We start from the raw sequence: 12,344 nt of genomic DNA on the forward strand, positions 1-12,344 counted from the left end.
GCCGATCCCCGATCCGTCAACAAATCTGACGCTAGGTGACCGCCGAACGCGTGCGGTATTCCTGGGCCTCGTAAGCCCGCGTTTCGAGCACCTCGCGCAGGATTTCCACGGCGTCCCAGACGTCGGCGTGGCTGAGGTAGAGCGGCGAGAAGCCGAAGCGGGCGATGTCCGGGTCGCGAAAGTCGCCCATGACGCCACGGGCGATCAGGGCCTGGACGATCGCGTAGCCGTCCGGATGGGCGAAGGACACGTGCAGGCCGCGCTGGGCCATCTCCCGCGGGCCGGTCAGCACGAGGCCGTGGGCGGCGCAGCGGCTCTCCACGAGGTCGATGAACAGGCGGCAGAGGGATTGGCCCTTGGCTTCCACCAGCGCGGGGTCGGCCTCGAGCTGCAGGTCCAGGCCCGCTTCGAGGGCGCTGAGCCCCAGGATCGGGGGCGTGCCGCACAGCATGCCGCGGATATCGCCGGAGGGCCGGTAGCGCTCCTCGAACGCGAACGGGGCGGCGTGGCCCATCCAGCCCGACAGGGGCGAGCGGATCTGCGCCTGATGCCGTTCCGCCACGAACAGGAACGCCGGCGCGCCGGGGCCGCCGTTCAGGTACTTGTAGCTGCACCCCACGGCGAGGTCCGCGCCGACGCCGTTCAGGTCGCAGGCCACCGCGCCCGCCGTGTGGCACAGGTCCCACAGCATCAGCGCGCCCTTCGCCTGCACCGCGGCCGTGACGCCGGCCATGTCCCAGCGGCGGGCGGTCTTGTAGTTCACATGGGTGAGGATCACCGCGGCGGTGTCTTGGTCGACGGCGGCCACCACCTCGTCCGGCGGCAGGACCTTCAGCGTCGCCCCCGCCAGCGCGCAGACGCCTTCGAGCACATAGACGTCGGTGGGGAAGTTGCCGCTCTCCACGATCAGCGTGCGCCGACCGGGCTGGAGCGACAGCGCGCCGGCCGCGAGCTTGAAGAGGTTCACCGAGGTGGAGTCGGCGACCACCACTTCGGACGGCTTCGCCCCGATCAGCCGCGCCAGCTTGCCGCCCAGGCGCTGCGGCGCCTCGATCCAGCCGGCCGCGTTCCAGCTCGTGATCAGGCCCCGGCCCCATTCCTCGCGCACCGCGCGCTCGCTGCGCTCGGCGGCGGCGCGGGGCAGGGGGCCCAGGGAATTGCCGTCCAGGTAGATGACGCCTTCGGGCAGCACGAAGGCGTCACGGAATCGCGCCAGAGGGTCGGCGGCGTCGAGCGATGCGGCGTGTGCGCGGTCCATCCCGCCTCTTATCCCTTGGGTTTCGCATCCGAAAGGACGGCGCTCGCAGGCCGTGCTTAGATGCGTCGAACAACCGGGGTGCGGGCGCGAAGACCCGCTGGGGACGAGGGAACTTGCATGAACCGTTGGCGTAAGCTGGCGCTGGCCTCGACGGCGGCGCTGATCCTGTCGGGCGCGGCCTCCGAGCCGGCGCTGGCGCAGAAGAAGCCGCCCGCCGCTGCGGCGAAGGCCGTGAAGTGGCCCGGCCTGCCGGCCGGCGCGACCGAGGAATACATGACCCTGAGGGACGGCGTTCGCCTCGCCGCGAACGTCTACAAGCCGGTCGGCCAGGGCCCCTGGCCCGTGGTGCTGGCGCGGACGCCTTACATCAAGGACGGCGTCGTCACCGCGCAAAACCCCAAGCCGGGCGAGAACATGGCCAAGCAGGCCAGGCGCTATACCGACGCCGGCTACGTCTACGTGGTTCAGGACGTGCGCGGGAAGGGGCGCTCCCAGGGCTTCTACCAGGCGTTCGAGAACGACATCGAGGACGGCTACGACGCGGTCGAGTGGGCGGCCGCCCAGCCGTGGAGCAACGGCAAGGTCGGCATGACCGGCGGCTCGGCCCTCGGGATCACCGCCAACTCGGCCGCGCTGGCCGCGCCGCCGCACCTGAAGGCGGCGTATGTGATCGTCGCGCCGGCCGACCGTCTCTCGTACAGCTACCCAGGCGGCGTGTTGAAGGAGAAGGACACCATCGGCTGGCTCACCCAGCAGGGCGTGCCGCAGGAGACCCTGGACAAGACCCGCGGCCGCTCGCTGGACGACGTGAGTTGGAACCGCGTCGCGATGACGACGAACCGCAAGTACATCCAGATCCCGATCTTCAACGTCGGCGGCTGGTACGACATCTTCAACGGCGGCACGGTCGACAACTTCGAGTACCTGCAGAACCAGGGGGCGCCCGGCGCGCGCGGAAACCAGAAGCTGCTGATGGGCCCGTTCGGCCACGGGCAGCTCTCGGGCGACCTGGCGTATCCGGGGAGTGACCGCCTGGGCATCGCCGGCGATCAGGAGATCCGCTGGTTCGACTATTGGCTGAAGGGCCAGGAGAACGGGATCATGGACGAGCCGCCGGTCCAGTACTTCATGATGGCCGGCGCGAAGAAGGACGCTTTCTCGCCGAAGAACCGCATGATGACCTCGCCCAACTGGCCGCCGGCCTACCGCGAGGTCCGCTACTATCCGACGGCCGACAAGGGCCTGGCGACCAAGGCCCCGACCACGGCCGAGACCAAGCTGAGCTATCGCTTCGACCCGGCCGACCCGGTCAAGACCTTCGGCGGCGCCAACCTGACCTTCGAGCGGGGTCCGGAGGACCAGCGCCAGGTCGGCCAGCGCCAGGACTACCTGCGCTTCCAGACGCCCGTGTTGGACAAGGACGTGGCGATCGCCGGGCCGGTGAAGGTGGAGCTCTACGCCGCCACCGACGGTCCCGACACCGACTTCGTGGCCAAGCTGGTGGACGTCTATCCCGACGGCTACGAGGCGCTCGTGCTGGACGCGCCGATCCGCACCAAGTTCCGGAATGGGCGCCTGCCAGAGGACATCCGCATGATGACGCCCGGGGCGCCCGAGAAGCTGGTCATCGACCTGTGGCCGACGGCGATCACCTTCGAGAAGGGGCATCGCATCGCGTTGCACATCACCTCGTCGAACTCACCCCGCTTCGAAGTGAACCCGAACACCGGCGAGCCGCCGGCGCTGGGCAAGCTGAAGCCGCGGGTGGCGACCAACAGCATCTACCTCGACGAGGCCCATCCGACGGCGCTGGTGCTGCCCGTGATCTACCCGACGGACATCAAGTAGCGGGCGGGTTGGCGGTTCCGGCTTCGGAGGCGCCAGGCTCGTCCTCCTGACCCTCGCCGTATTCCCGACCTTCGCGGTCCCAGCCCGAGCCGTAGTCCTCGCGGTCCTCGTCCTGGCGCGAGCCGTAGCGGTCGCGGTCCCAGGGCTCTCGCTCGCCCTCGCCATGGCCGCCGGGCGGGGTCTTCGGGTTCTGCGTCATCGCGTTCGATCAACAAGGGTGCGCGGAAATGTTTCCGGGGCTAAGGTAGCGCCGGGAACAGGAACTTTCACGTGACGGATCGGGACGATGAGGCCGACGCGCTCGCGGCGGCCCTGACGGGCATGTTCCGCCAGTTCGAGGCGCGGCCGGTGCCCGAGCATATCCAGCGCGTGGTCGACCAGCTCGACGCCGCGGCGGCCGGTGAGGCCATCGTCAGGCCGACCCCACCACCGACATCGTCTCCAGAGCCATGACGTCCATCGGATTGTCGGCGTCCATGATCTTCAGCAGGCGGGCGCGGGCGCGGTTGACCCGGCTCTTGATGGTGCCCAGCGCGCAGCCGCAGATTTCCGCCGCCTCCTCGTAGGACAGGCCCGCCGCGCCGACCAGGATGAGCGCCTCGCGATGCTCATCGGGGAGTTGCTGCAGGGCGATCTGCAGCGAGCGCATGGCCACGCTCCAGTCCTGGGTCGGCGCCGAGGTCAGCGTGCTGGCGTATTCGCCCTGTTCGTCGCGCACCTCCCGGCGGCGACGCAGGACGCTCGTGTAGTAGGTGTTGCGCAGGATCGTGAACAGCCAGGCCCGTAGATTGGTGCCCGGCTCGAACTTCTCCCGGTTGGACCAGGCCTTGATGAGGGTGTCCTGGACGAGATCGTCGGCGTCGGAGCCGTTACGGCTCAGCGACCACGCAAACGCCCGCAAGGCCGGGATCAGGCTCACGACCTCGTCGCGCCAACTCGCGGTGGACTCCATCCCATCCCCTCAAACGCATGCCCGGCCCCCCGAAGCCAGCTCTAGATTCTTCCACCAGCGGCGGTTGAACGCCCCCTACCTGAGATCGTTCCCATTAACTTGGGTGGATTTGTGGAACTTCGCAAAGGCGCCTGCGTTTCAGGCGCCACATCCATGCCCTCTGCGCATGGCGGCGCCCATTGTGGCGTTCCGGTTTCGTCCCCACATTCGACTGCGGGAGCCGGGGCCAGATGAGGCCGATGAGGGGATTTTCATGCGCAGCACAGATCGCCCCGAGAGCCGTACGCGCGCCGGCGCCGCAACCTCCGGCGCCCTGGAGCCGCTGGGCCGCTATCGAGCCGTCCGCCGCGCCACCGAGGGGCTTACCCGCTCGCTCACGCCGGAGGATATGGGCGCCCAGTCGATGCCCGACGCCAGTCCCACCAAGTGGCACCTGGCCCACACGACCTGGTTCTTCGAGACCTTCATGCTGGCGCCCCACCTGCCGGGCTACAGGGTGTTCGATCCGAAGTTCGGCTACTTGTTCAACTCGTACTACGAGGCGGTCGGGCCGCGTCAGCCGCGCCCGGCCCGGGGACTGATCACCCGGCCGTCCATCGCCGACGTGCTGGCCTACCGGGCGCATGTGGACACCGGTATGGCCGCCCTGCTCACCGGCGGCGGCGCGGAGGGCCTTGCGGACCTGCTGGACCTCGGACTGGCTCACGAGGAGCAGCATCAGGAACTGATCCTGATGGACATCCTCCATCTCTTCGCCCAGTCGCCACTGTCGCCGGCCTTCGCCCCTCCGCGCGCGGCGCCGGGCGGCCCGGCGCCGCCGCTGGGCTATGTCGGCTTCCAGGGCGGGCTCGTCGAGGTCGGCCACGACGGCCAGGGATTCGCTTTCGACAACGAGGGCCCGCGCCATCGCGTCTGGCTCGAGCCCTATCGGCTGGCCGACCGCCTGGTGACCAACGGCGAGTGGCTCGCCTTCATGGCGGACGGAGGCTATTCGCGGCCCGAGTTCTGGCTGTCGGACGGCTGGGCGCTGGTCCGCGCGGAGGACTGGAAGGCGCCAATCTACTGGCGCGAGACGCCGGACGGCTGGCGGGTCATGGGCCTCACGGGCCTGCGTCCGCTGGATCCCGCCCAGCCGGTCAGCCACCTCAGCTATTACGAGGCCGACGCCTACGCGAGCTGGGCCGGCGCGCGCCTACCGACCGAGGCCGAGTGGGAACATGCGGCCGCGTCTTCGCTCACCGACGGCAATTTCGTGAACTCGGGGCGCTTCGACGCCCTGGCGGCTGTCGAGGGGCCGGGGCTGCGCCAGATGTTCGGCGACCTCTGGGAGTGGACCCGCAGCGCCTACTTGCCTTACCCGGGCTTCAAGGCTGCCGGGGGCGCCGTCGGCGAGTACAACGGCAAGTTCATGTCGGGCCAGTTCGTCCTGCGAGGCGGCGCCTGCGTGACGCCCGCCGGGCACGCGCGCGCCAGCTACCGCAACTTCTTCTATCCGCATCAGCGCTGGATGTTCTCGGGCCTGCGCCTGGCGCTCGACGGGGCGGGCGAGGGCGCACGTGCCACTTCGGACCTCGAGGCGGATGTCGTCGCCGGGCTGTCCAGGGCCGAGAAGACCGTGCCGCCGAAGCACTTCTACGACGCCGCCGGATCGGACCTGTTCGAGCAGATCACCGAACTGCCCGAATACTATCCGACGCGCACCGAGGTCGCGCTGCTGCGGGACGCCGCCGCCGAGATCTCACGCCACATTCCGGCGGGCGCGGCCCTCGTCGAGTTCGGCTCGGGCGCCAGCACCAAGACGCGCATCGTCCTGGACGCGGCGCCGCAGGTGGCGGTCTACGCGCCGATCGACATCAGCGCCTCGGCGCTGGACGGCGCGGCGAGGGCGATCCGGGCCGACTACCCGAACCTTGTCGTCGCCCCGCTGCGCGACGACTTTACCAACGCCCTGCGCCTGCCTGAGGAGACCGAGGGCCGGCCCATCGTCGGGTTCTTCCCAGGGTCCACCATCGGCAACTTCACCCCGGACGAGGCCCGCGCCTTCCTGGTCGCGGCGCGGCGGCTGCTGGGTGAGGGGGCCGCGTTCCTCATCGGCGCCGACCTGGTCAAGGATCCCGCGACGCTGGTCGCCGCGTATGACGACGCCCAGGGGGTGACCGCCGCCTTCAACAAGAACCTTCTGGCGCGCATCAATCGCGAACTGAACGGCGATTTCGACCTCGACGCCTTCGCCCACCGCGCCGTCTGGAACGCCGCCGAGAGCCGGATCGAGATGCATCTCGTCAGCCTGAAGGATCAAGTGGCGCACGCCGCGGGTCACGCCTTCCGCTTCGCCGAGGGCGAGACGATCCACACCGAGAACTCCTACAAATTCACGATCGAACGGATCTCGACCCTGGCGGCCGAGTCTGGGTGGAAGCTGGAACAGCGGTGGGTCAGCGAAGACCCGGCTTTCGGGATGGTGCTGCTGAGGAGCTGAGGCGCTCCGGCCTGATGCGCCAGGCAGCGGAAAGCGGGCGCCGCTGGGACGCCCGCTGATCTCCGACCTCGGGGGAGGGTGGAAACCTTAGCTTTCGCGACCGCGCGTGCGGCCGCCACCGCGCGAGGCCTCACCGCCCTTGCGGCCGGCCTGGGCCGCGAGGTCGCGGTCCTTGGCGAAACTGCGCTTTTCGCTGGGCACGCTGGCCCCGCCCTTGCGGGCGATCTCACGGCGGCGTTCGGGGTTCATTGCGGCGAACCCACGACGGGCGCGGGGCTTACCGGTGTCGACGGTGGGCATCGAGAGGGTCTCCTCGGGTAGGGCTTGCGGTGAGGCTAACCCCCGAGGCAGGGTCAAGGTTGCGTTCAGGCTTGCGACTTCTTCGCGGCGGACGGTTCCGGGATCGGCCGCGCGGGCGTTCGCCATGGCGGACAGGCCCCGAGGTCCGGTCCTGCAAGCGCCGAAAAAAATCTGGTCTAGAGCGGCAGTTCGACCCGCGCGGTCAGGCCGCCGCCCCTCCGGTTGGCCAGGGTCACGTCGCCGCCGTGGCCGCGCGCGATGGAGCGCACGACCGCCAGCCCCAGGCCGATGCCGCCCGTCTGGCGACTGCGCGACGGCTCGCGGCGGTAGAACGGCTCGAACACCTTCTCCGCGTCCTTCTCGGGAATGCCGGGGCCGTCGTCGTCGATCTCGACCACCGCGTGGCCGTCGGCCTTGAAGACCCGCGCCCGGGCCTGGCCGCCGAACTTCACCGCGTTCTCCAGCAGGTTCGCGATCAGGCGACGCAACGCCATGGGATCGCCCTCCAGCACCACCTTCTCGCTGGGCTCGGCCTCGGCGTTCACCCCGGTCTCCGCCATCTCGTCGCACAGGCTTTCGACCAGCGACGACAACTCCAGGGGCGTGCGTTCGCCGGGCTTGCTGGCGTCCCGCACGAAGGCCAGGGTGGCGGTGATCATCTCCTCCATCTGGTCCAGGTCGGAGGCGTACTTCGCCCGCTGCTCCTCGGGCAGGGCCTCGATGCGGAACCGCAGGCGTGTCAGCGGCGTGCGCAGGTCGTGCGCGATGGCCCCCACCATGGCGGTGCGGTCCTCGACGTACCGGTTCAGCCGCTGTTGCATCTCGTTGAAGGCGGTGGCGGCCACACCGATCTCGGCCGGCCCCTTCAGCTCAAGCGGCGGCGAGCGCGGATCGCGGCCCAGCCGTTCGGCCGCCTCGGCGAACACACGGATCGGCTGCGACAGCCGCCGGGCGAAGATCCAGGTCACCGGCGACATCGCCAAGGCGGAGAGCGCGAACCAGAGCGCCACGCGCTGCTGCCAGTCGTTCAAGCCGAAGGCCACCTCGGGCTGTACGACCTCCCAGCGGCCGTCGGGCTGGCGCACGCCGACGCTGAACGGCGCGATCAGGAAGTGCTCCTCGTCCTTCATCCCGGCGCGGGCCACGCGGTCACGTATGATGCGACCCACGCGGCGGTCTGAGAGCGGCCCCCGCTCGCCGGCGATGACGACGCTGGCAGGGCTGACGCCCATGTCCGCGGCGATCCGGTCGCGGATGGCGGGGATCGACTTGCCCTCCAGCACGGGCCCCGGCGCCTTGTCGCGGGTAGCCAGGGTCAGGGGCTTGCGCTCGGTGAAGACGGGCGGCGAGCCGTGGAAGGTCCGTTCGATCTCGGAGAGGCGGTAGAAGTCGGGGGCCGGCGGCGGCACCAGGAAGACCAGCAGGGTGCTCATCGCCCAGGCGGCCACCAGCGTCAGACCGGTCAGCGTCATGAGCTGGACCAGCAGGGGCGCCGTAGGCCGGCCGAAGAACCTCACGCGCGTTTCACCTTGCCGAAGGCCGTCATGCCCGTTTCACCTTGGCCGTGAACATGTAGCCCTCGTTGCGGATGGTGCGGATGAGGTCGTGGCCCCCGCCGCCGTCATCCAATTTCCGGCGAAGACGGCTGATCTGCACGTCGATGGCCCGGTCGAACGCGTCGCTGTCGGGCCCGCGGGCGAACTCCAGCAACTGGTCGCGGGTCAGCACCCGCTGCGGGCGCTCCACGAAGGCGCGCAGGAGCGAGAACTCGCCGGAGCTCAGGTTCACCACCACGCCGGCCGGGGAGCGCAACTCGCGCCGCACCAGGTCCAGCCGCCAGCCGGCGAACTCGCAGCCCGCGCCCAGCGCCCCGCCCGCCGCCCGCTGCTCGGAGCGGCGCAGCACGGCGCGCACCCGCGCCAGCAGTTCGCGGGGGTTGCAGGGCTTGGCCAGGTAGTCGTCGGCGCCGAGCTCCAGGCCCACGATGCGGTCGGTGTCCTCGCCCATGGCCGACAGCATGATGATCGGCGGCGCGCTCTCGGTGGTGGTCAACCGGCGGCAGACGGCCAGCCCGTCCTCGCCCGGCATCATGATGTCGAGCACAATAAGGTCCACGGGCCCGCGTTCGAGCACGCGTTCCATCTCGACCGCGTCGCCCGCGGTCTCGACCTTGTAGCCGTGGCGGCCCAGGAAGTCCGAGACGACGTCGCGGATGCCGGGGTCGTCGTCGACCATGAGAATGCGCGCGCCGGCGCCGGGCATGTCAGTCGTGGGCTCCATGGACGCCAGCTTGTCCGCCGGCCGTAACGTACGAATGTCTCACTTGAAACCGAGAAGTCCCAATCGTGGCGGGGCTACTGGTCGGCCAGCACGTCGTCGGCCACGAAGGGATTGGTCTTGCGCTCCTGTCCGAAGGTCGACATCGGCCCGTGGCCCGGCACGAAGCGCACGTCGTCGCCCAGCGGCCACAGCTTGCGGGTGATGGCGTGGATCAGGTCCTGGAAGTTGCCCTTCGGGAAGTCCGTGCGCCCGATCGAGCCCTGGAACAGCACGTCGCCCACCTGGGCGAACCGCGTCGGGCGGTGGAAGAACACCACATGCCCGGGCGTGTGGCCGGGGCAGTGGATCACCTCGAATTCCGTCTCGCCCAGCGTCACCGTGTCGCCATCCTGCAGCCAGCGGTCGGGCGTGAAGCCGCGCGCCTCGGGCATGCCCCACTTGGCGCCGGAGGGCTCGATGTCGTCGATCCAGAATTTGTCGTCGATGTGCGGCCCCTCGATCGGGGCGCCCGTGCGCTCGTGGATCGCCGCGGCGGCCCCGGCGTGGTCGAGGTGGCCGTGGGTGATCCAGATCTTCTCCAGCGTCAGCCCTTGCTCGGCGATCGCGGCGAGCAAGCGGTCGACCTCGCCGCCCGGATCGATGATCGCGGCCTTCTTCGTCTTCACGCACCAGACGATGGTGCAGTTCTGCTGGAGCGGCGTCACCGGTGCGATGATGGCGCGGATGGGCAGGGACGGTGTGGGCGCGTTCATGTCGCCCCTATGATCGTGGGTCGCGGGCCATAAGAAAAGGCCCGGGATCGCTCCCGGGCCTGATCTTCGTCTCTGCTCCGCGGATCAGACCGGCGGAACCGAGGTGGGCGGCGCGTCGCGGTCGAGTTCGTGGGTCTCGATCAGGCCGCGGCCGACGTGGCTCTTGCGATAGCCGTAGGCGAAGTAGATCAGGAGGCCGAAGCCGCCCCAGACGGGCAGCACCATCTTCGCGTCGAACGGCAGGTTCCAATACAGGAATACGCAGCCGACGGCCGACAGCGGGGCCACGACCCAGACCGCCGGCGTCCTGAACGGCCGGTGGCGGTTCGGCTCCTTCACGCGCAGCACGACCACCGCGATCGACACCATGAAGAACGCGAACAGCGTGCCCGAGTTGGAGATGTCGGCGAGCTGGCCCACCGGCAGCAGGGCCGCGGCGACCGCCACGAAGGCGCCGGTGACCATGGTCACGATATGCGGCGTCTTCCACTTGGGGTGGATGCTGGCCAGCTTCTCCGGCAGCAGGCCGTCGCGGGCCATCACGAAGAAAATCCGCGTCTGGCCGAACAGCATCATCAGGATGACCGACGGCAGCGCCAGGTTGGCCGCTAGGCCCAGGGCGTTGCCTAGCACCTGGAAGTTGATGCTGCGCAGCACGTGGGCCAGGGCCTCATTCGAGCAGACCAGGCTCTCGGCGTTGGCCGGCAGGGCGCACGCGGCGTTGAAGCCGGCCGAGCCCGGCGCGACGATCTCGCCGCCGGCGCCGAGCACCGGCTGGGCGCCCAGGGCGCCGATGGCGCCGGCCGCCACCAGCAGGTAGAAGACCGTGCAGAGCGCCAGCGAGCCGATCAGGCCGATGGGCACGTTCCGCTGCGGGTTCTTGGTCTCCTCGGCCGCGGTCGAGACCGCGTCGAAGCCCACGTAGGCGAAGAAGATCGACGCGGCCGCGCCGACCACGCCCATGCCGGTGGTGCCGGCGGGGCCGAACCAGCCGTTGGGCGTGAAGGGCGAGAAGTGGCCGGTGTCGAGCACCGGCAGCGTCACGGCGATGAACACCGTCAGCGCGGTCACCTTGATCGCCACCAGGATCGCATTGACCCGGGCGCTCTCGGTGGTGCCGATCACGAGCAGCGCGGTGACGGCGAGCGCCACCACGATCGCCGGGACGTTGATCAGGCCGGTGGAGAAGTCGGCGTGCGGGACGATCCCGTTCATCGTCCACGTCGGCCCGGCGGATAGCGCCGCTGGCAATGTTATCCCCGTGACGTCCTTGAGCAGCCCCATGAAGTAGCCGGACCAGCCGACCGACACGGCGCTGGCCGCCACGGCGTATTCCAGGATCAGCGCCCAGCCGACCATCCAGGCCAGAAGTTCGCCCATCACCGCGTAGGAGTAGGTGTAGGCGGAGCCCGAGACGGGCACCATCGAGGCCAGTTCCGAGTAGCAGAGCGCGGCCACGGCGCAGACCGCGCCGGCGATCACGAAGCTCCACATCATCCCCGGGCCGGCCTTCTGCGCCGCCGAGGCGGTCAGCACGAAGATCCCGGTGCCGATGATGGCGCCGACGCCCAACAGCGTCAGTTGGACAGGTCCGAGCGAGCGGTGCAGGGATTTCTTTTCCGCGGTCGCCAGGATCGCGTCGAGCGGCTTAACACGCCACATAAATGGAATTCCTCCGAAGAGCGGCCCCCCGGCCGCCGGGTAAAATTTGGCGCGACCGTGGCCGGGCGCGGAGCCGCGGTCAAGCGCGAAGGGCCGCGGCGGTTTTCATATGCCCTGACAACAGGCTAGAGGCGGGCGAATGCTGCCCATCCACGAGGCCCTGCCGGAACTGAAGGCTGCGCTCGCCGCGTCGAACGCCGCCGTGCTGGTCGCGCCGCCGGGCGCGGGCAAGACCACCGTCGTGCCGCTGGAGCTTCTGGGCGAGTCGTGGCGGGGCGACGGGCGCATCATCGTCCTCGAGCCGCGCCGGCTGGCCGCGCGCGCCGCCGCCGAGCGTATGGCGAAGACGCTGGGCGAAGCGGTCGGCCGGACAGTGGGCTACCGCGTCCGCATGCAGTCGAAGGTCTCCGCCGCGACCCGCGTGGAGGTGGTCACGGAGGGCGTCTTCACGCGCATGGTGCTGGCCGATCCCGAGCTGGCGGGCGTGGCCTGCGTGATCTTCGACGAGTTCCACGAGCGCAGCCTGGACGCCGACCTGGGCCTCGCCCTGGCGCGCGACGCCCAGCGCCTGATCCGCGACGACCTGCGCCTGCTGGTGATGTCCGCAACCCTGGACGGCGCCGCGGTGGCCCGCCTGCTGGACGATGCGCCAGTCGTCGAGAGCCTGGGGCGCATGTTCCCGGTCGAGACGCGCTACCTGGGCCGCGACGATCGCCTGCGACTGGAGGATCAGGTCGTCCGCGCCGTCGAGCGCGCCCTTGCCGAGGAAACCGGCAGCCTGCTGGTCTTCCTGCCGGGGCAGGGGGAAATCCT

12 protein-coding genes are annotated in these 12,344 nt (G+C 69.8%); 4 read left to right on the forward strand and 8 right to left on the reverse strand.

Annotation, left to right across the window (positions count from 1 at the left end; translation table 11 throughout):
- Positions 1–31 precede the first annotated feature (31 nt).
- On the reverse strand, positions 32–1,258 hold the full coding sequence (gene kynU, locus Q0L11_RS15530) for a kynureninase (protein WP_296598409.1): 1,227 nt from the start codon (positions 1,256–1,258) through the stop codon (positions 32–34).
- A gap of 117 nt (positions 1,259–1,375) precedes the next feature.
- Here kynU and Q0L11_RS15535 point away from each other — a divergent pair, with 117 nt between their 5' ends.
- Positions 1,376–3,106, forward strand: coding sequence for a CocE/NonD family hydrolase (locus Q0L11_RS15535; protein WP_296598411.1), 1,731 nt, complete (start codon positions 1,376–1,378; stop codon positions 3,104–3,106).
- Here Q0L11_RS15535 and Q0L11_RS15540 read toward each other — a convergent pair.
- Positions 3,099–3,305, reverse strand: coding sequence for a hypothetical protein (locus Q0L11_RS15540; protein ID WP_296598412.1), 207 nt, complete (start codon positions 3,303–3,305; stop codon positions 3,099–3,101). The genes Q0L11_RS15535 and Q0L11_RS15540 overlap by 8 nt on opposite strands.
- 71 nt (positions 3,306–3,376) lie before the next feature.
- Here Q0L11_RS15540 and Q0L11_RS15545 point away from each other — a divergent pair, with 71 nt between their 5' ends.
- Positions 3,377–3,559: a hypothetical protein gene (locus tag Q0L11_RS15545; RefSeq protein ID WP_296598413.1), complete on the forward strand. Its 183-nt coding sequence runs from the start codon at positions 3,377–3,379 to the stop codon at positions 3,557–3,559.
- Here Q0L11_RS15545 and Q0L11_RS15550 read toward each other — a convergent pair.
- On the reverse strand, positions 3,519–4,058 hold the full coding sequence (locus Q0L11_RS15550) for a sigma-70 family RNA polymerase sigma factor (RefSeq protein ID WP_296598414.1): 540 nt from the start codon (positions 4,056–4,058) through the stop codon (positions 3,519–3,521). The two genes, Q0L11_RS15545 and Q0L11_RS15550, sit on opposite strands and share 41 nt — an antisense overlap.
- A 253-nt stretch (positions 4,059–4,311) precedes the next feature.
- Here Q0L11_RS15550 and egtB point away from each other — a divergent pair, with 253 nt between their 5' ends.
- Positions 4,312–6,537: an ergothioneine biosynthesis protein EgtB gene (egtB, locus tag Q0L11_RS15555; RefSeq protein WP_296598416.1), complete on the forward strand. Its 2,226-nt coding sequence runs from the start codon at positions 4,312–4,314 to the stop codon at positions 6,535–6,537.
- Between the two features lie 87 nt (positions 6,538–6,624).
- On the opposite strand, the gene Q0L11_RS15560 is transcribed toward egtB, so the two are convergent.
- From Q0L11_RS15560 to Q0L11_RS15580, 5 genes are all read right to left on the reverse strand, one after another.
- Positions 6,625–6,837 (reverse strand): general stress protein, encoded by a 213-nt coding sequence (locus Q0L11_RS15560; protein ID WP_068876748.1) that lies wholly within the window; start codon positions 6,835–6,837, stop codon positions 6,625–6,627.
- 176 nt (positions 6,838–7,013) lie between these two features.
- Complete coding sequence (locus Q0L11_RS15565) at positions 7,014–8,354, reverse strand: HAMP domain-containing sensor histidine kinase (RefSeq protein WP_296598418.1); 1,341 nt, start codon at positions 8,352–8,354, stop codon at positions 7,014–7,016.
- Positions 8,355–8,379: 25 nt separating this feature from the next.
- Complete coding sequence (locus Q0L11_RS15570; RefSeq protein WP_296598420.1) at positions 8,380–9,117, reverse strand: response regulator; 738 nt, start codon at positions 9,115–9,117, stop codon at positions 8,380–8,382.
- A gap of 74 nt (positions 9,118–9,191) precedes the next feature.
- Positions 9,192–9,869 (reverse strand): MBL fold metallo-hydrolase, encoded by a 678-nt coding sequence (locus Q0L11_RS15575; RefSeq protein WP_296598421.1) that lies wholly within the window; start codon positions 9,867–9,869, stop codon positions 9,192–9,194.
- A gap of 84 nt (positions 9,870–9,953) precedes the next feature.
- Positions 9,954–11,531, reverse strand: coding sequence for an amino acid permease (locus Q0L11_RS15580; protein WP_296598423.1), 1,578 nt, complete (start codon positions 11,529–11,531; stop codon positions 9,954–9,956).
- A gap of 139 nt (positions 11,532–11,670) precedes the next feature.
- Between Q0L11_RS15580 and Q0L11_RS15585 the strand changes: the two genes are divergently transcribed.
- On the forward strand, positions 11,671–12,344 hold a 674-nt coding region (locus Q0L11_RS15585; RefSeq protein ID WP_296598426.1), incomplete at its 3' end, for a DEAD/DEAH box helicase.

The sequence above is a fragment of the Phenylobacterium sp. genome (assembly GCF_024508875.1).
In the GTDB taxonomy this organism is placed as follows: Bacteria; Pseudomonadota; Alphaproteobacteria; order Caulobacterales; family Caulobacteraceae; genus Phenylobacterium.